The sequence below is a fragment of the Streptomyces sp. RB17 genome, from assembly GCF_009604455.1.
Lineage (GTDB): Bacteria > Actinomycetota > Actinomycetes > Streptomycetales > Streptomycetaceae > Streptomyces.
In genome coordinates this window covers 1,441,050-1,464,309 of the sequence record NZ_WEGL01000001.1, presented here as the reverse complement: position 1 = coordinate 1,464,309, position 23,260 = coordinate 1,441,050, and the positions used below count along the sequence as shown (strand labels likewise).

Annotated in this window: 19 protein-coding genes and 1 riboswitch; of the genes, 16 read left to right on the top strand and 3 right to left on the bottom strand. The window is 73.8% G+C overall.

Features of this window, described 5'->3' with window-relative positions:
* Positions 1-53: 53 nt before the first annotated feature.
* Positions 54-1,181 carry an alpha/beta hydrolase gene (locus SRB17_RS06715; protein WP_323375083.1) on the bottom strand — a complete coding sequence of 376 codons (1,128 nt, stop codon included), beginning with the start codon at positions 1,179-1,181 and terminating at the stop codon, positions 54-56.
* Between the two features lie 214 nt (positions 1,182-1,395).
* Complete coding sequence (locus SRB17_RS06710) at positions 1,396-2,058, bottom strand: class II aldolase/adducin family protein (RefSeq protein ID WP_153535330.1); 663 nt, start codon at positions 2,056-2,058, stop codon at positions 1,396-1,398.
* Positions 2,059-2,256: 198 nt separating this feature from the next.
* Between SRB17_RS06710 and SRB17_RS06705 the strand changes: the two genes are divergently transcribed.
* The 10 genes from SRB17_RS06705 to cobI all read left to right on the top strand — a co-directional run bounded on the left by SRB17_RS06705 (position 2,257) and on the right by cobI (position 16,007).
* Positions 2,257-3,012, top strand: coding sequence for a lysozyme (locus SRB17_RS06705; RefSeq protein ID WP_153535329.1), 756 nt, complete (start codon positions 2,257-2,259; stop codon positions 3,010-3,012).
* A gap of 143 nt (positions 3,013-3,155) precedes the next feature.
* Positions 3,156-4,406 carry an inorganic phosphate transporter gene (locus SRB17_RS06700; RefSeq protein ID WP_153535327.1) on the top strand — a complete coding sequence of 417 codons (1,251 nt, stop codon included), beginning with the start codon at positions 3,156-3,158 and terminating at the stop codon, positions 4,404-4,406.
* 34 nt (positions 4,407-4,440) lie between these two features.
* Positions 4,441-4,668 (top strand): hypothetical protein, encoded by a 228-nt coding sequence (locus tag SRB17_RS06695; protein WP_153535325.1) that lies wholly within the window; start codon positions 4,441-4,443, stop codon positions 4,666-4,668.
* A 142-nt stretch (positions 4,669-4,810) separates the two neighbouring features.
* Positions 4,811-4,952: riboswitch (cobalamin riboswitch) on the top strand.
* Positions 4,953-5,051: 99 nt separating this feature from the next.
* Positions 5,052-6,014 (top strand): cobalamin biosynthesis protein, encoded by a 963-nt coding sequence (locus SRB17_RS06690; RefSeq protein ID WP_153535323.1) that lies wholly within the window; start codon positions 5,052-5,054, stop codon positions 6,012-6,014.
* A complete protein-coding gene (locus SRB17_RS06685; protein WP_323375082.1) occupies positions 6,011-7,543 on the top strand; it encodes a cobyric acid synthase in 1,533 nt (510 codons plus the stop codon). Before SRB17_RS06690 ends, SRB17_RS06685 begins: the two co-directional genes overlap by 4 nt.
* Entirely contained in the window at positions 7,540-11,259 is a 3,720-nt protein-coding gene (cobN, locus tag SRB17_RS06680; RefSeq protein ID WP_153535321.1) for a cobaltochelatase subunit CobN, read from the top strand. The genes SRB17_RS06685 and cobN overlap by 4 nt, the downstream gene beginning before the upstream one ends.
* Positions 11,256-13,262, top strand: a complete 2,007-nt coding sequence (locus SRB17_RS06675) for a putative cobaltochelatase (RefSeq protein WP_323375081.1) — start codon at positions 11,256-11,258, stop codon at positions 13,260-13,262. Before cobN ends, SRB17_RS06675 begins: the two co-directional genes overlap by 4 nt.
* Positions 13,262-13,870 (top strand): cob(I)yrinic acid a,c-diamide adenosyltransferase, encoded by a 609-nt coding sequence (gene cobO / locus SRB17_RS06670; RefSeq protein ID WP_153535319.1) that lies wholly within the window; start codon positions 13,262-13,264, stop codon positions 13,868-13,870. The genes SRB17_RS06675 and cobO overlap by 1 nt, the downstream gene beginning before the upstream one ends.
* A complete protein-coding gene (locus tag SRB17_RS06665) occupies positions 13,867-15,279 on the top strand; it encodes a cobyrinate a,c-diamide synthase (protein WP_416237027.1) in 1,413 nt (470 codons plus the stop codon). Before cobO ends, SRB17_RS06665 begins: the two co-directional genes overlap by 4 nt.
* A complete protein-coding gene (gene cobI, locus SRB17_RS06660; RefSeq protein WP_153535316.1) occupies positions 15,276-16,007 on the top strand; it encodes a precorrin-2 C(20)-methyltransferase in 732 nt (243 codons plus the stop codon). Before SRB17_RS06665 ends, cobI begins: the two co-directional genes overlap by 4 nt.
* 23 nt (positions 16,008-16,030) lie before the next feature.
* Here cobI and SRB17_RS06655 read toward each other — a convergent pair whose 3' ends face one another.
* Entirely contained in the window at positions 16,031-16,765 is a 735-nt protein-coding gene (locus SRB17_RS06655) for a ZIP family metal transporter (protein WP_153535314.1), read from the bottom strand.
* Between the two features lie 153 nt (positions 16,766-16,918).
* Here SRB17_RS06655 and cobM point away from each other — a divergent pair, with 153 nt between their 5' ends.
* The 6 genes from cobM to cobC are packed head-to-tail and all read left to right on the top strand — an operon-like array spanning position 16,919 to position 23,209.
* A complete protein-coding gene (gene cobM / locus SRB17_RS06650) occupies positions 16,919-17,737 on the top strand; it encodes a precorrin-4 C(11)-methyltransferase (protein WP_153535312.1) in 819 nt (272 codons plus the stop codon).
* Positions 17,734-18,978 carry a precorrin-6y C5,15-methyltransferase (decarboxylating) subunit CbiE gene (cbiE, locus tag SRB17_RS06645; RefSeq protein WP_153535310.1) on the top strand — a complete coding sequence of 415 codons (1,245 nt, stop codon included), beginning with the start codon at positions 17,734-17,736 and terminating at the stop codon, positions 18,976-18,978. Before cobM ends, cbiE begins: the two co-directional genes overlap by 4 nt.
* On the top strand, positions 18,975-20,645 hold the full coding sequence (gene cobJ / locus SRB17_RS06640; RefSeq protein ID WP_323375079.1) for a precorrin-3B C(17)-methyltransferase: 1,671 nt from the start codon (positions 18,975-18,977) through the stop codon (positions 20,643-20,645). The genes cbiE and cobJ overlap by 4 nt, the downstream gene beginning before the upstream one ends.
* Positions 20,646-20,650: 5 nt before the next feature.
* Positions 20,651-21,238, top strand: a complete 588-nt coding sequence (locus SRB17_RS06635) for a precorrin-8X methylmutase (RefSeq protein WP_323375119.1) — start codon at positions 20,651-20,653, stop codon at positions 21,236-21,238.
* Positions 21,235-22,164 (top strand): sirohydrochlorin chelatase, encoded by a 930-nt coding sequence (locus SRB17_RS06630; RefSeq protein WP_323375078.1) that lies wholly within the window; start codon positions 21,235-21,237, stop codon positions 22,162-22,164. Before SRB17_RS06635 ends, SRB17_RS06630 begins: the two co-directional genes overlap by 4 nt.
* Positions 22,154-23,209 carry an Rv2231c family pyridoxal phosphate-dependent protein CobC gene (gene cobC / locus SRB17_RS06625; protein ID WP_267133402.1) on the top strand — a complete coding sequence of 352 codons (1,056 nt, stop codon included), beginning with the start codon at positions 22,154-22,156 and terminating at the stop codon, positions 23,207-23,209. Before SRB17_RS06630 ends, cobC begins: the two co-directional genes overlap by 11 nt.
* Positions 23,210-23,260 lie beyond the last annotated feature (51 nt).

Genomic DNA, 23,260 nt, shown 5'->3' with positions numbered 1-23,260 from the left:
GAATGCCCGGCACCGGGTCGTCCGACGCCGGCCGGCGAGCCGGGAGCGGGTCCTCACACCAGCGGGGTCAGGAAGCGGCGCAGCCGCTCCTCGTACTCCTTCGGGTCCGCGTTCCACATCGCCGCGTGCGGGGCCTGCGGAACCGTGTGCAGGGCGACCAGATCCGGGCGGCGGAGGGCGAGCCGGCGGGAGAACTCCCAGGGGGCCACCTGGTCGTCGGGCCCGTGGAAGATCAGGGTCGGTACGGTGAGCACACCGGGGTCGGTGATCTCGGGGACCCGGTCGGCGTACAGGCCGGTGCGGCCCTGGGCGGCGCGCACCGCGAGCGGCAGCAGCGGCTGCGGGGTGCGGCGGGCCCGGGCGAGGGCGCGCAGCGTGGCCTCCCAGCTGAGCACCGGCGAGTCGAGGACCAGCCCGGCGATGCGCTCGCGCACCGGGGAGTGCTCGGCGGCGCGCAGGGCCATGGTGGCGCCGGTGGACCAGCCGAGCAGGACGACCCGGCGGGCGCCGTAGCGGACGGCGTAGCGGATCGCCGCGTCCAGGTCGCGCCACTCGGTCTCGCCGAGGTGGTTCAGTCCGTCCGGCGGGCGCGGCGCGCCGAGGTCGCCGCGGTAGGCCAGGGCCAGGATCGGCACCCGGCGGGCGTGCAGCGGGGCCATGAGGTTCATGGCCTGTTCCCGGGTGGTGCCGAGGCCGTGCACGGCGATCACCCAGGTGTCCCGGGCCCCGGGCACGAACCAGGCGGGCAGCTCCCCGAGTTCGCCGGGCACGTCGATGTCGGCGTGGTCGAGGCCGAGGGCGGTGCCGGGGTTGCCGACGTGCAGGTTCGGGGTGAACCACACCGCGTCGCCGGAGGCGAGGGTGCCGTGCGTGACGCGTTCCAGACGGCGTACGACGGTGTCGGCCGCATGCCGGGCCGCCTCCAGGACGGGGCCGACGATCGCGTGGGAGCCGTCGCCGGAGAGGCCGTAAGTGCCGGGGCGCAGCGAGGCCAGATCGCGGGTGAGGGTGATCTGGCCGGCGGCGGTGCCGTGCACGGTGAGGCGGGGTTCGGTGGGCAGCGGACGGCCCGCGGGCGCCTTCAGCGCGGCGTCGCTGGCGATGCGGCCGGCGGCGACGGATGCCATTGCCATGCCGGCGGCTATGGCGGTGGTGAGGGCGGTCGCTTTGACTGGGCGCACGGGTCCAGTGTCGTGGGGGTCGGGCCCACCGGCCAGTGGAAGGGCGGGGCAGTGCGGAGCATCGGGGTGCGGGTGGGTCCGGCACCGCCGGACAGGTGCGTGGTGGCTGAGCGCCATTGCGGCGGACAGGAGTGAGCGGAACCGGCAGGGGCGCGGCGGATCATGAGCGAGGCGGTCGAGGAAGCGTCGGAGCGAAGGGCTGGGCAGCACGGGGTCACCTCCGTTGGCCGTACCCCTTCAAGCGTTCCCCGACCTCCGCCAGCTGTGCCTCCGTCAGCAGGGACGGGGTCAGGCCCGGGACCGAGGACGCCGTCAGCCACAGGCGGCACATCCACTCCAGTTGGGCGGTGCGGTCGTAGGCCTGGTCGAGGGTCGCGCCGTAGCTGATCGTGCCGTGGTTCCGCAGGAGGCAGCCGGTGCGGTCGGTCAGGGCGCGGAGCATGTTCCCGGCGAGTTCGTCGGTGCCGTACGTGGCGTAGGGGGCGACCCGGACGGGGCCGCCGAGGGCGGCGGCCATGTAGTGGACCAGCGGCAGCTCGGTCACGAGCGTGGAGACGGCCGTCGCGTGCACGGCGTGCGTGTGGACGACCGCGCGGGCGTCGGTGGTGCGGTAGACGGCGAGGTGCATGGGCAGCTCGCTGGTCGGCACCAGCGTGCCGAGCACCTGTCGTCCGGTGAGGTCGACGCCGGTGATGTCGTCCGGGGTGAGCCGGTCGTACGGCACGCCCGACGGGGTGACGAGCACCAGGTCGCCGATGCGCGCCGAGACGTTCCCGGAGGTGCCGACCACCAGCCCGTCGGTTACGGTCCGCCTCGCCGTGGCGACCAGTTCCGCCCAGATCCGTTCCCGTTCCGCGTCCCGCCGCTGTTCAGCCATGCCGCGATCCTGCCAGCAGCGCCCACCGGAGGGGGGGTGACGGCCGTCCCCGGCCGGACGTGCGAGGGAAGCGCACACCCCCGAATGGGCGAAGTCATGGTGAATCGCCGCAAAAAGGCACCGATTCGGTGATCGCCGGACCTTCAATGGTCTCTCTTGCCCGCTGGACGATCATTCGTCCGCGACCCGGGGAGACACATGGCCCGCGAACGCATCCCTCTCCGTCACCGCGCCGGTGCCCTCGCCGCGGCCATGGCGGCGCTCGCCCTCGTGGGCACCGCGTCCGTGCCGGCCGCAGGCGCGGCGCTCGCCTCGGGCCGACCCCGGGGACACGACGTCTCGTCCCACCAGAAACGCGTCGACTGGGCGGCCGCCCGGTCCAGGGGCGCGCGGTTCGTCTACGTCAAGGCGACCGAGTCCACGGACTACCGCAACCCCTACTTCGCCCAGCAGTACAAGGGTGCGCGCAAGGCGGGCCTGTACCGGGGCGCGTACCACTTCGCACGGCCGGACAAGTCCTCCGGCGCCCGGCAGGCCGCGTACTTCGTGCGGCACGGCGGGGGCTGGCGGGCGGACGGCCGGACGCTGCCGCCCGCGCTCGACATCGAATACAACCCGTACAACAAGCGGCACAAGTGCTACGGGCTGGGCTGGAAGCGGATGGTCCGCTGGATCCGGTCCTTCAGCAACGAGGTGAGCCGGGAGACCGGCCGCCGCCCGGTGATCTACACGACGACCCAGTGGTGGCGGATCTGCACCGGCAACAGCCGTGCGTTCTCGAAGAGCCACGCCCTGTGGATCGCCCGGCACGGCACCTCCCGGCCGGGGAAGCTGCCGGGCGGGTGGCGGTACTGGACGTTCTGGCAGTTCGGCACCAGGGGCCGGCTGCCGGGTGACCAGAATCTCTTCAACGGCTCCACCCGCCGGCTGCGGACCTTCGCGCGGGGCTGGTAGCCAAGGGGCGCTTGGGGCGCCCGATCCAAACGGAACCTCAACCCCCCTCTTCGGACACCCTCACGCCCGCCTGAGTTCATCTTCCGTTCATCCAGGTTGCCTACGGTCGTCCAGCCAATGACCTCGAACGATTGCCTGGGTAAATGGAAAGCTTCTCGCTGATCCTCGCGATAGTGGTGGTAACCGCTCTCGCGTTCGATTTCACGAACGGTTTCCACGACACCGCCAACGCGATGGCCACCACCATCTCGACAGGCGCGCTGAAGCCCAAGATCGCGGTGGCCATGTCCGCCGCCCTCAATCTGGTGGGCGCCTTCCTCTCCGTGGAGGTCGCCAACACGATCTCCAAGGGTCTCGTCGACGAGACCGGCATCCGTCCCGAGGTCATCTTCGCCGCCCTGGTCGGCGCAATCCTCTGGAACCTCATGACCTGGCTGGTGGGCCTCCCCTCCAGCTCCTCGCACGCCCTGATGGGCGGTCTGATCGGCGCCGCCGTCGCCTCCGCCGGCCTCGGCGCCGTCCACACCGACGTGCTGGTCACCAAGGTGATCCTCCCCGCGGTCGCCGCACCGCTCGTGGCGGGCGCCGCCGCGATGCTGGCCACCCGGTTCTCCTACGGCATCGGCGGCAAGGCCGAGGGCGAGGCCACCCGCAAGGGGTACCGCGCCGGCCAGATCGCCTCCGCCGGCCTGGTCTCCCTCGCCCACGGCACCAACGACGCGCAGAAGACGATGGGCATCATCACCCTCGCGCTGATCGCGGGCGGCGCCATCGCCCCGGGCTCGAACCCTCCCACCTGGGTCATCCTCTCCGCCGGCCTGGCCATCGCGCTCGGCACCTACATCGGCGGCTGGCGGATCATCCGCACCATGGGCAAGGGCCTGACCGACCTGGAGCCGCGCCAGGGGTTCGCCGCCCAGACCAGTGCCGCGACCGCCATCCTCGCCTCCTCCCACCTGGGCTTCTCCCTCTCCACCACGCATGTCGTCTCCGGCTCGGTGATGGGCGCGGGCCTCGGCCGCAAGGGCGGCGTGGTCCGCTGGTCCACCGCGACCCGCATGGCCGTCGCCTGGGTGCTCACCCTCCCGGCCGCCGCGCTGGTCGGCGCGGGCGCCGAGTCCGTCACGGAACTCGGTGACTGGGGCACCGCTGTCGTCGCCGTCTTCCTGGTCGCCGCGAGCGCCACGATCTGGAAGATCTCCCGCCGCGAGGTCGTCGACCACACCAACGTCGTCGACGAGCCCGCGGAGCCGGCCGGCGTGGTGACCGCCGCCATCGCCGCGGTGACCCCGCCCCCGGCGGGCACGATCACCGAGGACCTGACGGCCACGATCCCCTCCCCGGCCGCCGCCGAGCCCGCCCCCGAGGCCGCACCGCCGGCCGCCACCGTCTGACCCCCGGCCATACCGGTAACCAAGGAAGCAACCCATGAAGATCGACTGGTCGGCCCTCGGCTCCGTCTTCGGCGTCAGCCTCGCGTTCACGGTGGGCCTGGTGGCCCTGTTCACCCTCGGCATCAACGGTCTGGCGCGGCGTGAGAAGGCCGCGGCCCAGGGCGGCTCGGCCGGCCTGGCCGTCACCGGGGCCTACGTCTGCTTCGCCGCCTGCGCGGCGGCGGTGTCGTACGGCATCTACCTGATCGTCGCCAAGTCCTGACCGAGCAGCACCAATCGGGCAGTCCGAAGGCTCCCCTCCGTCCGTGACGGAGGGGAGCCTTCGCCATGCCCCAGGGGTCACGGGCGCCCCACGATGTGGGGATCGGCACACTCTCCCCACGCAGGTCAACGGCAAGTTGACGGCCGTTCGGAGCGCGTGGTGGACTGCCCAGGCCATGTACGGCGGCAGGAGAGGAAGCCGGTGCGAATCCGGCGCGGTCCCGCCACTGTCACCGGGGAAGAACCCCCGGGAGCCAGGAACTCTCACCGCCGGATTTCGTCGAACCAGGGCGCGGACACCCTGAGTGAGGACACAGATCGCCATGCCCGGCTGCCGAAGGACCCGTAGCAGGCCCGCTCCCGTACCCACGGCCGGCTGAGCCGATGGGTGCCGATCGCAATTACGCGTACGGCGCCGCCGCCGGCCTTCTCGGCGACCTGCTCCTCGGCGATCCGCGCCGCGGGCATCCGGTCGCCGCGTTCGGACGTGCGGCCGCTGCCGTGGACCGCGCGTTGTGGCACGACCACCGTGGCTGGGGCGCTGTGCACACCGTCGTGTGCGCCGGTGGCGCCGTCGCCCTGGGCACGCTCGCCGCACGCGCCGTACGCCCCTCCCCCGCCGCCTCCGTCGCGCTGACCGCCGCCGCCACCTGGGCGGTGGTGGGCGGTACGTCGCTCGCCCGGGAGGCCCGCACGATCGGACGCGCCCTGGAGTCCGGGGACGCCGAGACGGCCCGCGCCCGGCTGCCGCATCTGTGCGGCCGCGACCCGCAGGCGCTGGACGCCGAGGGGATCGCCCGGGCCGTGGTCGAGTCGGTCGCCGAGAACACCTCCGACGCCGTCGTGGGCGCCCTGGTGTGGGGGGCCGTGGCCGGGGTGCCCGGGCTGCTGGGCTTCCGGGCCGTCAACACCCTGGACGCGATGGTGGGTCACAGGTCACCCCGGTACCGGCGTTACGGCTGGGCCTCCGCCCGGCTCGACGACCTGGCCGGCTGGCCGGGTGCGCGGCTGACCGCCGTACTCGCCGCCGCGGCCGGACCCGACCCGCGGGGTGCCCTGCGCGCCTGGAAGGCCGACGCCCGCAGGCACCCCAGCCCCAACGCCGGGCCCGTGGAAGCCTCGTTCGCGGGGGCGCTGGGGGTGCGGCTGGGCGGCACGCTGTCCTACGGCGGCCGGGTCGAGCACCGCCCCGTGCTCAACGGGGCGGCCGGCCGCTCCGTTCGGGTCACCGACATCGACCGGGCCGTACGGCTCTCCCGCCGCGTCGGCCTGCTCGCGCTCGGCGGCACGGTCGCCGCGCGCCTCCTCGTCAAGAGCCCCAACGGTCTGAAGGGACATGGCAAGTGAGCGGGGGTCTCCTCGTCGCCGGCACCACCTCCGACGCCGGCAAGAGCGTCGTGACGGCCGGGATCTGCCGGTGGCTGGTGCGTCAGGGCGTGAAGGTCGCGCCGTTCAAGGCGCAGAACATGTCACTCAACTCCTTCGTGACCCGCGAGGGCGCCGAGATCGGGCGGGCGCAGGCCATGCAGGCCCAGGCGTGCCGGATCGAGCCCACCGCGCTGATGAACCCGGTGCTGCTCAAGCCGGGCGGTGAGCAGAGCAGTCAGGTGGTGCTGCTGGGCAGGCCGGTGGGCGAGCTGAGCGCACGGGGGTACCACGGCGGGCGGCAGCAGCAGCTCCTCGGCACGGTGCTGGACTGCCTGGCCGAGTTGCGGGGCACGTATGACGCGGTGATCTGTGAGGGCGCGGGCAGCCCGGCCGAGATCAATCTGCGCCGGACCGACATCGTGAACATGGGGATCGCGCGGGGCGCGCGGCTGCCCGTGCTCGTCGTCGGCGACATCGACCGCGGGGGCGTCTTCGCCTCCTTCTTCGGGACCGTCGCCCTGCTCTCGCCGGAGGACCAGGAGCTGGTCGCCGGGTTCCTGGTGAACAAGTTCCGCGGCGATGTCTCCCTGCTGGAGCCGGGTCTGGAGATGCTGTACGGCCTCACCGGGCGGCGTACGTTCGGCGTCCTGCCCTTCCGGCACGGGCTCGGCATCGACGAGGAGGACGGACTGCGGGTGTCCCTGCGGGGCACGGTCCGCGAGTCCACCGTCACCGCGCCGGTCGGCGAGGACGTGCTGCGGGTCGCCGTGTGCGCGGTCCCGCTGATGTCCAACTTCACGGACGTGGACGCGCTGGCCGCCGAACCGGGCGTCGTGGTGCGGTTCGTGGACCGGCCGGAGGAGCTGGCGGACGCGGACCTGGTCGTGATTCCGGGAACCCGGGGCACGGTGCGGGCGCTGCAGTGGCTGCGGGAGCGGGGGCTCGCGGACGCCCTCGTGCGGAGGGCCGCTGAGGAGAGGCCCGTCCTCGGCATCTGCGGCGGCTTCCAGATCCTCGGCGAGCGCATCGAGGACGAGGTCGAGTCGCGGGCCGGCGAGGTCCCCGGTCTCGGTGTGCTGCCGGTGCGGGTGCGGTTCGCCCGCGAGAAGACCCTGACCCGGCCGGCCGGTGAGGCCCTCGGCGAGCGGGTCGAGGGGTACGAGATCCACCACGGGGTCGCCTCCGTCGCGGGCGGGGAAGCGTTCATCTCCGATGACAAAGGACACAGCCTCGACGGCTGCCGCGTCGGGCATGCCTGGGGCACGCACTGGCACGGCTCGCTGGAGTCGGACGGCTTCCGGCGGGCCTTCCTGCGCGAGGTGGCCGCCGCCGCGGGCCGCCGTTTCGTGCCCGCGCCCGACACCTCCTTCGCCGCGCTGCGCGAGGAACAGCTCGACCGGCTCGGCGACCTGATCGAACAGCACGCGGACACGGACGCGCTGTGGCGGCTCATCGAGTCGGGCGCGCCGCAAGGACTGCCTTTCATCCCACCGGGAGCGCCTGCATGAGCACAGTGTTGTTGTTGTCGACCGCCGACACGGATCTGCTGGCGGCCCGGGCCTCCGGCGCGGACTACCGCATCGGCAACCCGGCACGGGTGGACGTCGAGCAGGAGCTGCCGGGGCTGCTGGCGGGCGCGGACCTCGCCGTCGTACGGCTGCTGGGCGGCAAGCGTGCCTGGGAGGAGGGGCTGGCCGTGCTGCGGGCGTCCGGCGTCCCGACCGTGCTGCTGGGCGGCGAGGCCGTACCGGACGCCGAGCTGATGGCCGAGTCGTCGGTGCCGGCCGGTGTGGTGGCGGAGGCGCTGAGGTACCTGGTCGAGGGCGGGCCCGCGAACCTGCTGGAACTGTCCCGGTTCCTTTCGGACACCGTGCTGCTGACCGGTGAGGGCTTCGAGGAACCGCGGAAGATGCCGGAGTACGGCCTCCACGGCTCCTACGAAGTACACGCCGGCCGTCCGACCGTGGGCGTGCTCTTCTACCGGGCGCACGAGCTGAGCGGCAACACCGCGTTCGTGGACACCCTGTGCGACGCCATCGAGGCGAAGGGCGCCAACGCCCTCCCCGTGTACTGCGGTTCGCTGCGCGGCGCCGACGCCGGGCTGTACGAGCTGCTGGGGCAGGCCGACGCGCTGGTCGCGACCGTGCTGGCGGCCGGTGGTACGCACGCGTCGCAGGCCTCGGCGGGCGGTGACGAGGAGTCCTGGGACATCGGCGCGCTCGCCGATCTCGACGTCCCCGTGCTGCAGGGGCTCTGCCTCACCTCCTCGCGGGCCGCGTGGCGGGAGTCGGACGCCGCCCTGTCCCCCATGGACGCGGCGATGCAGGTCGCGATCCCGGAGTTCGACGGACGGCTGATCACCGTGCCGTTCTCCTTCAAGGAGCAGGGCCCGGACGGGGTCCCGGTGTACGTCGCCGACCCGCAGCGGGCCGCACGGGTGGCCGGAATCGCCCTGCGGCACGCGCGGTTGAAGCACAAGCCGAACGCCGAGAAGAAGATCGCGCTGGTCTTCACCGCGTACCCGACCAAGCACTCCCGGGTCGGCAACGCCGTCGGTCTGGACACGCCCGCGTCGGCGGTGCGCGTGCTGGACGCCCTGCGCGACGCCGGCTACGGCCTCACCGCATACCCTTCCGGCGGCGACGAGTTGATCCACCGGCTGATCGAGGCCGGCGGCCACGACGTGGAGTGGCTGACGGAGGAGCAGCTGGCGACGGCACCCGCACGGGTGCCGCTGGCCGACTACCGGGCGTGGTTCGACACGCTCGACCCGGACCTCAGGGAAGCCATGGTGGAGGCGTGGGGCGAACCGCCGGGCTCGTTGTACGTCGACGGCGACGACATCGTGCTGGCCTCGCTGCAGTTCGGGAACGTCGTGGTCATGATCCAGCCGCCGCGCGGCTTCGGCGAGAACCCGATCGCGATCTACCACGACCCCGACATGCCGCCCTCGCACCACTACATGGCGGCGTACAGGTGGCTGGAGGCCGCGACGTCGGAGGGGGGCTTCGGCGCGGACGCGGTCGTGCACATGGGCAAGCACGGCACGATGGAGTGGCTGCCGGGCAAGGGGCTGGGTCTGTCGCGGGGGTGCGCCCCTGACGCCGTTCTCGGGGACCTCCCCCTCATCTACCCGTTCATCGTCAACGACCCCGGCGAGGGCACCCAGGCCAAGCGGCGCGGGCACGCCACGGTGGTCGACCACCTGGTCCCGCCGATGGCCCGCGCCGACACCTACGGCGACCTGGCCAAGCTGGAGCAGCTGCTGGACGAGTACGCGCTCGTCTCCGACCTGGACCCGGCGAAGGCCCCGGCCGTCCGCGCCCAGATCTGGACGCTGGTCAAGGCGGCCGAGCTGCACCACGACCTGCATGTGGACGAGCAGCCGGACGACGCCGCGTTCGACGAGTTCGTCATGCACATCGACGGCTATCTGTGCGAGATCAAGGACGTGCAGATCCGCGACGGTCTGCACATCCTGGGCGGCGGCCCGGCCGGCGAGCCGCGCGTGAACCTCGTCCTCGCCGTACTGCGCGCCTCGCAGGTGTGGGGCGGGCAGGCGAACGCGCTGCCGGGGCTCCGGGCCTCGCTGGCGGCTCGTTTCGGGCTCACCGAGAAGGAGCTGCTCGCCGAGCCGGGCGCGGCCGTGAAGGTGCCGGTGGAGCTGACCGACCTGGTGGAGGTCCCGCCCGTCTCCCACCACCCTTCCAAGGAAGGCGCTCCGCGCCCTTTTATTCCTTCCCGGACGGCCTCCGACGCGATCGACCTGCTGGAGCAGCTGTGCCGGCGGATCGCGGAGGAGATGGAGGCGCGGGCGTGGGACCGTGCGGTCGTCCCGGCGGTTCTGCGGGGCGTGCTCGGCGCCGAATTCCCGGACGCCGTCGCGGTGCTGGAGTTCGCGTGCGAGGAGGTCGTACCGCGGCTCGCCCGCACCACAGACGAGATCGGACACATCCTGCGGGCCCTGGACGGCGGTTACGTCCCGGCCGGCCCCTCCGGCTCGCCGACCCGGGGCCTGGTCAACGTGCTGCCGACCGGCCGGAACTTCTACTCGGTCGACCCCAAGGCCATTCCGTCGCGGCTGAGCTGGGAGGTCGGCCAGTCGCTGGCGGACTCCCTGGTGCAGCGGTATCTGCAGGACACGGGCGCGTATCCGAAGTCCGTCGGCCTCACGGTGTGGGGCACCTCCGCGATGCGTACCCAGGGCGACGACATCGCCGAGATCCTGGCGCTGCTGGGCTGCCGCCCGGTGTGGGACGACGCCTCGCGCCGGGTCACCGGCTTCGAGGTGGTCCCGCTGCGGGAGCTGGGCCGGCCGCGCATCGACGTCACGGTCCGCATCTCCGGGTTCTTCCGGGACGCGTTCCCGCACGTCGTCGGCCTGATCGACGACGCCGTACGGGCCGTCGCCGAGCTGGACGAGCCCGCCGGGAGCAACTTCGTGAAGGCCCACGCCGACGAGGACACCGCCGGGCACGGTGACCGGCGGCGGGCGACGGCCCGTGTCTTCGGCTCCAAGCCGGGGGCGTACGGCGCGGGGCTGCTGCCGCTGATCGACGCCCGGAACTGGCGCTCCGACGCCGACCTCGCCGAGGTGTACGCCGTCTGGGGCGGTTACGCCTACGGGCGCGGGCTGGACGGGCGGGCGGCGCGCGGGGACATGGAGACCGCGTTCAAGCGGATCGCGGTCGCCGCGAAGAACGTCGACACCCGCGAGCACGACCTGGTCGACGCCGACGACTACTTCCAGTACCACGGCGGCATGGTGGCGATGGTCCGTCATCTGACCGGCGCCAACCCCGAGGCGTACGTCGGCGACAGTGCCGTACCGGACCAGGTGAAGACCCGCACGCTGGGCGAGGAGACCCACCGCGTCTTCCGCGCCCGGGTGGTCAACCCGCGCTGGATGGCGGCCATGCGCCGGCACGGCTACAAGGGCGCCTTCGAGATGGCGGCGACCGTGGACTACCTGTTCGGCTACGACGCCACGGCGGGCGTGGTCGACGACTGGATGTACGAGAAGCTCAGCGCGGAGTACGTCTTCGACCCGGAGAACCGGGACTTCATGAAGAAGTCCAACCCGTGGGCGCTGCGCGGCATCACCGAGCGGCTGCTGGAGGCGGCGGACCGGGGCCTGTGGGCCGAGCCGGACGCGGAGACGCTGGAGCGGCTGCGCGCCACCTACCTGGAGCTGGAAGGCGACTTGGAGGGCGACGACCAGTGACAACTCCCTTCCCTTTCACGGCCGTTGTCGGCCAGGACGATCTGCGGCTCGCGCTGCTGCTGAACGCGGTCAGTCCTGCCGTCGGCGGTGTGCTGGTGCGCGGCGAGAAGGGCACGGCCAAGTCGACGGCCGTACGCGCCCTGTCGGCGCTGCTGCCCGAGGTGGCCGTCGTCGCGGGCTGCCGCTTCTCGTGCGACCCGGCGGCACCGGACCCGTCCTGCCCCGACGGTCCGCACGAGCTCGGGCCGGGTACGGCCCGGCCCGCGCGGATGGTCGAGCTGCCGGTCGGCGCCTCCGAGGACCGGCTGGTCGGTGCCCTGGACATCGAGCGGGCGCTCGCCGAGGGCGTGAAGGCCTTCGAGCCGGGCCTGCTGGCCGACGCGCACCGCGGGATCCTGTACGTCGACGAGGTCAACCTGCTCCACGACCACCTGGTCGACCTGCTGCTGGACGCGGCGGCGATGGGTGCCTCGTACGTGGAGCGCGAGGGCGTCTCCGTGCGGCACGCGGCCCGTTTCCTGCTCGTCGGCACGATGAACCCCGAAGAGGGCGAGCTGCGCCCGCAGTTGCTGGACCGGTTCGGGCTGACCGTGGAGGTCGCGGCCTCGCGGGAGCCGGACCAGCGGGTCGAGGTGGTGCGGCGCCGGCTGGCGTACGACGACGATCCGGCCGGCTTCGCCGCGCGCTGGGCGCAGGAGGAGACCGCCGTACGGCACCGGATCGTCGCGGCACGGGAGTTGCTGCCGCAGGTGCACCTCGGCGACGGGGCGCTGCGGCAGATCGCGGCCACCTGCGCGGCCTTCGAGGTGGACGGCATGCGCGCCGACATCGTCATGGCGCGTACGGCGACGGCGCTGGCCGCGTGGGCCGGGCGTGCCGATGTGCTCGCCGAGGACGTACGGCAGGCGGCGCTGCTCGCGCTGCCGCACCGCAGGCGGCGCAACCCCTTCGACGCGCCCGGTCTGGACGAGGACAAGCTGGACGAGACGCTGGAGGAGTTCTCCGGCGAGTCCCCCGACGACGATCCCGGCCCCGACGGTCCCGGCGGCGGTGGCGGTCAGCCGGCACCCGACAGCGGCCCCCAGGGCGGCGGGGACACCGCCGCGCGGCCCGAGGCCGGTGAGGGCGGGGAACCGCAGGCGTCCGGGGCGCGGGAGCAATCGGCCGTACGGGCCGCCGAGCCGTTCAGGACCAAGGTGCTGAGCGTGCCCGGTATCGGCGAGGGTGCCGCGGGCCGCCGGTCGCGGGCGCGGACCGAGCACGGGCGGACGACCGGGGCCCGGCGGCCCCGGGGCGCGCTGACCAAGCTGCACCTGGCCGCCACCGTGCAGGCGGCGGCCCCGCACCAGCGGGCGCGCGGCCGGTCCGGGCCGGGGCTGGTGGTCCGCCGGGACGATCTGCGCCAGGCGACCCGGGAGGGCCGCGAGGGCAACCTCGTGCTGTTCGTCGTGGACGCCTCGGGGTCGATGGCGGCGCGGCAGCGGATGGGCGCCGTGAAGGGTGCCGTGCTGTCGCTGCTGCTGGACGCCTATCAGCGGCGGGACAAGGTCGGTCTGGTGACCTTCCGAGCGTCTGCCGCGCAGCTCGCGCTGCCGCCGACCTCGTCCGTGGATGCGGCGGCGGCCCGGCTGGAGTCGCTGCCGACCGGTGGCCGTACGCCGCTCGCGGCCGGGCTGCTCAAGGCGCACGAGGTGCTGCGCGTGGAGCGGCTGCGGGATCCGGCGCGGCGGGCGCTGATGGTCGTGGTGACCGACGGGCGGGCCACCGGTGGCCCCGAGCCGGTCGCGCTGGCGGGGCGTGCGGCTCGGCTGTTCGCGGCCGAAGGGGTCGCCTCCGTGGTCGTGGACTGCGAGTCGGGGCCGGTGCGGCTCGGGCTCGCCGGGCAGCTCGCGGGTGAGCTGGGCGGTACGGCGGTCACGCTGGACGAGCTGCGGGCCGACTCGATCGCCGGGCTGGTCAGGGATGTGCAGGGGACGCACGGGACGTCGAGGAGGGCCGCGTAATGCCGCAGGGACAGCCGAGTGTCGTACCGGACGACGGATTGACCACGCGTCAGCGGCGGAACCGTCCGCTCGTCGTCGTGCACACCGGTGTCGGCAAGGGCAAGTCCACCGCCGCGTTCGGGCTCGCGCTGCGCGCCTGGAACCAGGGGTGGCCGATCGGGGTGTTCCAGTTCGTCAAGTCCGCGAAGTGGAAGGTCGGCGAGGAACGCGCGCTGCGGGTGCTCGGCGACAGCGGTGAGGGCGGTTCGGTCGCCTGGCACAAGATGGGCGAGGGCTGGTCGTGGGTGCAGCGGGACATCCAGGGGGACAACGCGACCAACGAGGAGAAGGCCCGGGAGGGCTGGGAGCAGGTCAAGCGGGACCTGGCCGCCGAGACGTACCGGCTGTACGTGCTGGACGAGTTCGCCTACCCGATGCACTGGGGGTGGGTGGACACCGACGAGGTCGTTGACGTGCTGCGGAACCGGACCGGTACCCAGCACGTGGTGATCACCGGCCGCAACGCGCCGGAGAAGCTGGTGGACTTCGCCGACCTCGTCACCGACATGTCCAAGGTCAAGCACCCCATGGACGTGGGGCAGAAGGGTCAGAAGGGCATCGAGTGGTGACGTCGTCGGTGCCCCGGCTGGTCGTCGCCGCGCCCTCCTCGGGCAGCGGCAAGACCACCGTCGCCACGGGGCTGATGGCCGCGTTCGCCGCGCGGGGGCTCGCCGTGTCGCCGCACAAGGTCGGGCCGGACTACATCGACCCCGGGTACCACGCGCTCGCGACCGGGCGGGTGGGGCGCAACCTGGACGCGTACCTGTGCGGGCCGGAGCTGGTCGCTCCGCTGTTCCTGCACGGGGCGCGGGGGTGTGACATCGCGGTCGTCGAGGGCGTGATGGGACTGTACGACGGGGCGGCGGGGGAGGGTGAACTCGCGTCCACCGCGCATGTCGCCAAGCTGCTGGGCGCTCCGGTGGTGCTGGTGGTCGACGCGTCGTCGCAGTCCCGGTCCGTCGCCGCGCTGGTGCACGGGTTCGCCTCCTGGGATCCGGAGGTGCGGGTCGGGGGCGTGATCCTGAACAAGGTCGCGTCCGACCGGCATGAGGAGCTGCTGCGGGAGGCGTTGGACTCGGCGGGGGTGCCGGTGTTGGGTGCCTTGCGGCGGGCTGAGCAGGTGTCGACGCCTTCTCGGCATCTGGGGTTGGTGCCGGTTGCGGAACGGGGCGCCGCGGCGGTGGAGGCTGTGGCGGCGATGGCTGCGCAGGTGTCCCGTGGCTGCGACCTGGCGGCGCTGGAAGCACTTGCCCGTACCGCGGGTCCCGTACCAGGGGGCTCCGCGCTCTGGACCCCCGCCTCGCCCACCCTCCCCCACGCTCGGCTTCGCTCGCGCGGGGGGACCCCCGTTCCGAAACCGTCGGCTGAAAGGCCGGCGCCCGTCGTCGCCGTAGCCGGTGGATCCGCCTTCACCTTCTCCTATGCCGAGCACACCGAGCTGCTCACCGCCGCCGGAGCCGAGGTCGTCACCTTCGACCCCTTGAGGGATGAGCAACTGCCCCCGGGCACCGCCGGGTTGGTCATCGGCGGCGGCTTCCCCGAGGTCTACGCGGCCGAACTGTCCGCCAACGAGCCGCTGCGGAAGGCGATCGCCGAGCTGGCGCTGAACGGTGCTCCCGTGGCCGCCGAGTGCGCCGGGCTGCTCTATCTGTGCCGGGAACTGGACGGGCGGCCCATGTGCGGGGTGCTGGACGCCCCCGCGCGGATGACGGACCGGCTGACGCTCGGCTACCGGGACGCCGTCGCCGTCGGGGACAGCGTGCTGGCCGTCGCGGGGACGCGGATGCGGGGGCACGAGTTCCATCGGACCGTCGTCGAGCCCGGCGCCGGGGCCGCTCCGGCGTGGGGCGTGCGGGCGCCCGTGCGGCGGCTCGAAGGTTTCGTACAGCAGGGCGTGCACGCGAGTTATCTGCACACGCACTGGGCGTCCGAGCCCGGTGTCGCCCGTCGGTTCGTGGAGAGGTGCCGGACGTCATGAGCAGCAGGCTGGTCGGAGTCGGGGTCGGTCCCGGTGATCCGGAGCTGGTGACCGTCAAGGGGGTCAACGCGCTGCGGGCCGCAGAGGTGGTCGTCGTACCCGTCATGGACAGCGGGGAGCGCGGGCGGGCCGAGGCGACCGTGTTGCACTACGTGCCCGAGGACAAGGTCGTCCGGGTGGTGTTCGCGCTGAACGAGCGGAGCGACCGGGCGCGCCGGGAGGCCGCCTGGGATGCGGCGGGCGGGCGGGTCGCCGGGCTGCTGGAGCGGCACGCGTCCGTCGCCTTCGCCACCATCGGCGATCCCAACGTGTACTCGACGTTCACCTATCTCGCGCAGACGATCGCCGGGCTGGTGCCGGGTATCGTCGTGGAGACCGTGCCCGGGATCACCGCCATGCAGGAGCTGGCGGCCCGGTCCGGTGCCGTGCTGACCGAGGGCACCGAGCCGCTGACCCTGGTGCCGGTGACCGCCGGGTCCGCGGTGCTCAAGGAGGCGCTGGCCGGGCCGGGGACCGTCGTCGCGTACAAGTTCGGGCGGCAGGCCGCCGAGGTCGCCGAGGCGCTGAAGGAGAACGGACGGCTGGCGGACGCGGTGTGGGGGTCGGCGCTGGGGCTGCCGGAGGAGTCGGTGCGGCCGGCCGCCGAGCTGGACGGGACGCCGCTGCCGTATCTGTCGACGCTGATCGCACCGCCGCGGCGGGACGGCGGACGGGGCGGGAAGCTGTGAGCACCCGCTGTGCCGCCGCGCGGTCAGCCGCCGGAAAGACCCACCACCAGCCAGATGAACGCCGCGCCCGCCACCGTGCACAGCAGGGTGGAGCGTGCGGGGTGCTCGTGGTGGGCCTCGGGCAGGATCTCGGCGGCGGCGAGGTAGAGCAGGACGCCGCCGAACAGGCCCAGATAGCCGCCGAGGACCGCTTCCGGGATGTGGACGAAGACGGTGGACACCGCGCCCACCAGGGGTGCGCAGGCGTCGGCCACCAGCATCGCGATCGCCCGGCGGCGGGCGTTGCCGTACAGGCTCGTGATGGTGAAGGTGTTGAAGCCGTCGGCGAAGTCGTGCGCGATCACGGCGAGCGCCACGGCCGCGCCCATGCCACTGCCCACCTGGAAGGCCGCGCCGATCGCCACGCCGTCCATCGCGCTGTGGCCGACCATCGCGGCGGCGGCCGTGAGGCCCACCTCGGGCGCCCGGTGGTTGTGTCCCTCGGCGCCGCCGTGCGCGGCCTGGCGGGCGGCCAGGGTGCGCTCCACCAGGTGGGCCAGGAGAAAGCCGGCCACGAACAGCAGCAGGGCGGCGGGTACGCCGAAGATCTCGCGGCCGGCCGCGTGCAGCGCCTCCGGCAGCAGGTCCAGGCCGACCACGCCCAGCATCAGTCCGCCGGCCAGTCCCAGGACGAGATGGCGACGGTCGGTCACGCGCTGTGCCGTCCAGCCGCCGGCCAGCGTCATCAGGAACGCGCCGAGCGCGACGAAGACCGCCATAGGCCCTTGCTATCCGATGAGGGCGCCTTCGCGCACATCCGGCGCCGCTCACACCTCACCAGACCCTGACATTTCACCGATTCCGACTTCTGATTCCGCGGTCTCCCACCGCTTCCGCAGTCTCCGCAGTTTCCGTACGAGAGGACCCTCCCCATGGCCGATGCCCCCACCGGCAAGGTGACGTTCGTCGGTGCCGGCCCCGGCGCCGCCGATCTGCTGACGTTCCGCGCCGCGCGCGCCATCGCGGAGGCGGACGTGGTGATCTGGGCGGCGAGCCTGGTCCAGGCGGAGGTCCTCGACCACGCGCGCGAGGACGCGGAGATCCTGGACTCGGCGGCCATGCCGCTGGAGGACGTCGTCGCCGTCTACCGGCGTGCCCGCGCCGAGGGTCTGCGGGTGGCCCGGATCCACTCCGGCGACCCGGCGCTGTGGGGCGGCACGCAGGAGCAGCTGGACCGGTGCGCGGAGATCGGGATCGAGACCGAGGTCGTACCCGGGGTTTCGGCCTTCTCCGCCGTCGCCGCTCTGGCACGGCGGGAGCTGACCATTCCCGAGGTCGCGCAGTCCGTCGTCCTCACCCGGCTGGGCGGCGGCAAGACGCCGATGCCGCCCGGGGAGGAGGTACGGGAGTTCGCCCGGCACGGTACGACGATGGCGATCTTCCTCTCCGCCGCACGCAGCGGGCAGCTGGTGCGCGAGCTGCTGGAGGGCGGCTACCCGACGGACACCCCGGTGGTCGTCGCCTACCAGGCGACCTGGCCGGAGGAGCTGGTCGTGCGGTGCACGGTCGGCACGCTGGAGGAGACGGTCAAGGAGCACAAGCTCTGGAAGCACACGCTCTTCCTGGTCGGCCCGGCGCTGGACGCGCACGGGACGCGTTCGCACCTGTACCACCCGGGACACTTCCACGGCTACCGCAAGGCCGACCCGGAGGCCCGGCGGGCCCTGCGCGAGCAGCGGGCGAAGAGTTGATCACGGTCGTCGGCGCGGGGACGGGCGCGCCGGTCGCCGCGGACGTCCTCGCGGGGGCCGCGCTGGTGGTCGGCGGGCGGCGGCACCTGGACACGGTACGGCTGCCGGACGGCGCCGAGCGGGTCGTACTCGGACCGCTGGCGCCCGCCCTGGACACGATCGCCGAGTATGTCGACAAAGAGCTTCCGGTGGTCGTGCTGGCCTCCGGTGACCCGGGGTTCTTCGGGATCGTGCGGGTGCTGGCCGAGCGGTTCGGGCCGCGGCGGCTGGATGTGCGGCCCGGGGTCTCGTCCGTCGCCGCCGCGTTCGCGCGGGTGGGGCTGCCGTGGGACGACGCCGTGGTCGTCAGCGCGCACGGCCGGGAGCTGCGTATGGCGGTCAACGTGTGCCGGGCGCGGCCGAAGGTGGCGGTGCTGACGGGGCCGGGCGCGGGGCCGGCGGAACTGGGGGCGGCGCTGCTGCACCACGCGCGCGAGCCGGGGCGTGTCCTCGTCGTCGTCTCCGCCGTCGGCTCCGCGGACGAGCGCGTCGAACGGGTCACTCCCGCCGAGGCCGCCGCCCGGGACTGGGGTACGGCGGTGAGCGTGGTGCTGTGTCTGGACGAGGCGCGGGCGCTCGGGCCGGTGCGTACGGTGGCCGGGGTTCCCGCGCGGCCGTCCAGGTGGGCGCTGGCCGAGGGCGAGTTCGCCCACCGCGACTCGATGATCACCAAGTTCGAGGTGCGGGCGCTGGCGCTGGCCCGGCTGGGGCCGAGCCTCGGCGACCTGGTGTGGGACGTCGGCGCCGGCTCGGGTTCGGTGGCGGTGGAGTGCGCCCGGCTCGGTGCGGCCGTCGTCGCCGTGGAGAAGGCGGCGGACGGGGTGGAGCGGATCCGCGCCAACGCGCATGCCCACGGCGTGGACGTGGACGTGGTGCACGGCGCGGCACCGCGGGTCCTGGACGGGCTCGACGATCCCGACGCGGTGTTCGTCGGGGGCGGCGGGCGCGAGCTGCCCGCCGTCGTGAGCGCGTGCGCGCGGCGGGCCCGGCGGGCCGTGGTCGTCGCCATGGCCGCCCTCGACCGGGTGCCGGCGGCCCGCGAGGCGCTCACGGCCGCCGGGTTCACCTGCGACGGGGTGCTGCTGCAGTCGTCGCGCCTGGCGCCGCTGCCCGGGGACGTGACCCGGCTCGCGGCGACCAATCCTGTGTTTCTGCTCTGGGGCGTCAGAACCCCGGTCCCTAGCGAAGGAGTTCTCCAGTGATCGGCCTGATTTCCGCCACCGCGGCGGGGGCGGCGGCACGGGACCGGCTGGCCGCGGCCTGGCCGGGCCGGACGCGGGTGTACGAGGGGCCCGTCGGGGAGGCGGCACGGGCCGCGTTCGCCGAGTGCGAGCAGCTGGTGTGCTTCCTGGCGACGGGCGCGGTGGTGCGGCTGCTCGCGCCGCTGCTCGGCGACAAGGCGGCCGACCCCGGCGTGGTGTGCGTGGACGAGGGCGGCCGGTTCGCGGTGGCGCTGCTCGGCGGGCACGGCGGCGGCGCCAACGAACTCGCCCGCGCGGTGGGCGAGTCGCTGGGTGCCGAGCCGGTGGTGACGACCGCGACGGACTCCGTCGGCCTGCCGGGTCTGGACACGCTCGGGCTGCCCTTCGAGGGGTCGGTGGCGACGGTCTCCCGCGCCCTGCTCGACGGCGAGCCGGTGGCGCTGGAGGCCGAGGTGCCGTGGCCGCTGCCGCCGCTGCCGACCTCGCCACAGGGCGCGTACACCGTCCGGCTCACCGACCGGGCCGTCGTACCCGGCGAGCGCGAGGTGCTGCTGCGGCCGCCGTCCCTGGTGGTCGGCGTCGGCGCGTCCAAGGGGGCGCCGGTGGAGGAGGTCCTCGGGCTGGTCGAGGGGGCGCTGCGGGAGGCGGGGCTCTCGCCGAAGTCCGTGGCCGAACTCGCCACCGTGCACGCCAAGGCGGAGGAGCCGGGCATCGTGGCCGCCGCGGAGCGGCTGGGGGTGCCGCTGGTGACGTACTCCGCCGAGGAGCTCGCGGGGGTCGAGGTGCCCAACCCGTCGCAGGCGCCCCTCGCCGCCCTCGGCACGCCGTCGGTCGCGGAGGCCGCGGCGCTGCTCCGGGGCGGTGAACTCCTCGTCCCGAAGCGGAAGTCGGCGATGGCGACCTGTGCCGTCGTACGGCGTGCGGGGCGCGGGCGGCTCGCGGTGGTCGGGCTGGGGCCCGGCGCCCGGGACCTGCTGACCCCGCGCGCGGCGGCCGAGCTGCGCCGGGCCTCGGTGCTGGTCGGGCTCGACCAGTACGTGGACCAGATCCGCGACCTGCTGCGGCCCGGCACCCGGGTGCTGGAGTCGGGGCTCGGCGCCGAGGAGGAGCGGGCGCGCACGGCGGTCGCCGAGGCCCGCAAGGGGCATGCCGTGGCGCTGATCGGCAGCGGGGACGCGGGCGTGTACGCCATGGCCTCCCCCGCGCTCGCCGAGGCCTCGGACGACATCGACGTGGTCGGGGTGCCCGGGGTGACGGCCGCGCTGGCCGCCGGGGCGGTCCTGGGCGCGCCACTGGGCCACGACCACGTCTCCATCAGCCTGTCCGATCTGCACACGCCGTGGGAGGTCATCGAGCGGCGGGTGCGGGCGGCGGCCGAGGCGGACATCGTCGTCACCTTCTACAACCCGCGCTCCCGGGGCCGCGACTGGCAGCTGCCGAAGGCGCTGGCGATCCTGGCCGGGCACCGGGAGCCGATGACGCCGGTGGGTGTCGTGCGCAACGCGTCCCGGCCGGACGAGTCGAGCCGGGTGACCACGCTCGCCGAGCTCGACCCGGCGACGGTCGACATGATGACGGTCGTCACCGTGGGCAACACCGCGACCCGCACGGTCGCGGGACGCATGGTGACACCGCGCGGCTACCGCTGGCAGGAGGGCGCCCGGTGAACCCCGTGGCTCGTGTCGTCCACCCCATCGAGCAGGAGTCCTTCCGGCGGCTGCGCGCCCGCCTGGACACCTCGCACTTCCCGCCGCTGACCCGGGCGGTGGTGGAGCGGGTCATCCACTCCGCCGCCGACCTGGAGTACGCGACCGATCTCGTCATGGACGAGGACGACCTGGTGACGGCGCACGCGGCGCTGCACGCCGGGGCGCCCGTCGTCGTGGACGTGGAGATGGTCGCGGCCGGCATCACTCGGCGGGAGACCGTCTGCCGGCTGAAGGACGCCAGGTCCGGCCCGGGGCTGACCCGTTCGGCCCATGCCGTCCGGCTCGCGTTCGAGCAGGTCGGCCCGGGCGCGCTCTGGGTGATCGGCTGTGCGCCGACCGCGCTGGAGGAGCTGCTCACCCTGGACGCCTCCCCCGCGCTCGTCATCGGCCTGCCCGTCGGTTTCGTCGGCGCCGCCGAGTCCAAGGCCGCGCTGCGGACGAGCGGGCTGCCCGCCGTGAGCAACGTGTCCGAGAAGGGCGGGTCGGCGGTCGCCGCCGCCGCGCTCAACGCCCTGCTGTACCACCCCGTTTCGTCTGAGGAGACCTCGTGACCACCCCGCCCGCCCTGCTCATCGCCGGCCACGGCACCCGTGACGACGCCGGCGCCGAGGCGTTCCGCGACTTCGTGCGGCAGCTGCAGCTCCGCTCCGGCATGCCGGTCGCGGGCGGCTTCATCGAGCTGTCCGCGCCACCGCTGGGCGAGGCCGTCGCCGGACTGGTGGCGCGGGGCGTACGCCGGTTCGCCACCGTGCCGCTGATGCTGGTGTCCGCCGGGCACGCCAAGGGCGACATCCCGGCCGCGCTGGCCCGCGAGAAGGAACGGCACCCGGGCATCTCGTACACCTACGGCCGTCCGCTGGGCCCGCATCCGGCGCTGCTGAGCGTGCTGGAGCGGCGGCTGGACGACGCGCTGGGGTCCTCCGCGCGGAGCCCCGAGGACCGGGCCGATGTGACGGTGCTGCTGGTGGGCCGCGGCTCGACGGACCCCGACGCCAACGCCGAGGTGTTCAAGGCGGCGCGGCTGCTGTGGGAGGGCCGTGGGTACGCCGGGGTGGAGACGGCGTTCGTGTCGCTGGCGGCGCCGGACGTGCCGAGCGGGCTGGACCGGTGCGCGGCGCTGGGGGCGCGGCGGATCGTCGTACTCCCCTACTTCCTGTTCACCGGGATCCTGCCGGACCGGGTGCGGCAGCAGACCGAGGGGTGGGCGGCCGCGCACCCGGAGATCGAGGTGCGGTCGGCCGATGTCATCGGGCCCGAGCCCGAACTGCTGGATCTGGTCCTGGAACGGTACGAGGAGGCCGTCGAGGGCGATCTGCGCATGAACTGCGACTCGTGCGTGTACCGGATCGCGCTGCCGGGCTTCGAGGACAAGGTGGGGCTGCCGCAGCAGCCGCACTACCACCCGGACGACGACGGCCACCACGGCCATGGTCACGGGCATCAGCACGGGGGGCACTCACACAGCCATGCGCACTGAGGGCACGGGACCGGATCTGCGTCACCACGGGGACGCCGAGGTGCGGGACGACGGGGCCGCGCTGGTCGATCTCGCCGTCAACGTCCGTGCGGACACGCCTCCTTCGTGGCTGCGGGAGCGGATCGCCGGCTCGCTGGCGTCCCTCGCGGCCTACCCGGACGGGCGGGCCGCGCGGGCGGCGGTGGCGGCGCGGCACGGGCTGCCGGTGGAGCGGGTGCTGCTGACGGCGGGCGCGGCGGAGGCGTTCGTACTGCTCGCCCGCGCGCTGAAGGTGCGGCGGCCGGTCGTCGTGCACCCGCAGTTCACCGAGCCGGAGGCTGCGCTCAGGAACGCGGGGCACACCGTGGACCGGGTGCTGCTGCGGGCGGAGGACGGGTTCCGGCTGGATCCGGCGGCGGTGCCGGAGGAGGCGGACCTGGTGGTGATCGGGAATCCGACGAATCCGACGTCGGTGCTGCATCCGGTGGGAGCGATCGCCCGGCTGGCCCGTCCTGGGCGGGTGCTGGTGGTCGACGAGGCGTTCATGGACGCGGTGCCGGGTGAGCGGGAGGCGCTGGCCGGGCGGGCCGACGTGCCGGGGCTGGTCGTGCTGCGCAGTCTGACCAAGACGTGGGGGCTGGCCGGGCTGCGGATCGGGTACGTGCTGGCTCCCGCGGAGATCGTCGCCGAACTGGAGCGGGCCCAGCCGCTGTGGCCGGTGTCGACGCCGGCGCTGGCCGCGGCCGAGGCGTGTGTCACGCCACGGGCGCTGGCGGAGGCGGGCCACGTGGCGCATCGCGTCGCGGCGGACCGGGCCCACCTGGTGGCGGGTCTGACGGCGTTCGCCGACCGGGGCGTGCAGGTCGTGTCCCCTGCGGAGGGGCCGTTCCTGCTGGTCCGGATGCCGGGCGCGGCCGCCGTACGACACCGGTTGCGCGAGCTCGGTTATGCGGTGCGACGGGGGGACACGTTTCCGGGACTGGACGAACAGTGGGTACGGGTCGCCGTCCGGGACCGGGCTACCGCGAGCGGCTTCCTGCGGGCACTGTCGGCTGCCCTGCGGTGACCGACGCGGCATCGGACGTCATCGGGGGCGTGGCCAAGGCCGAGCCGCCGG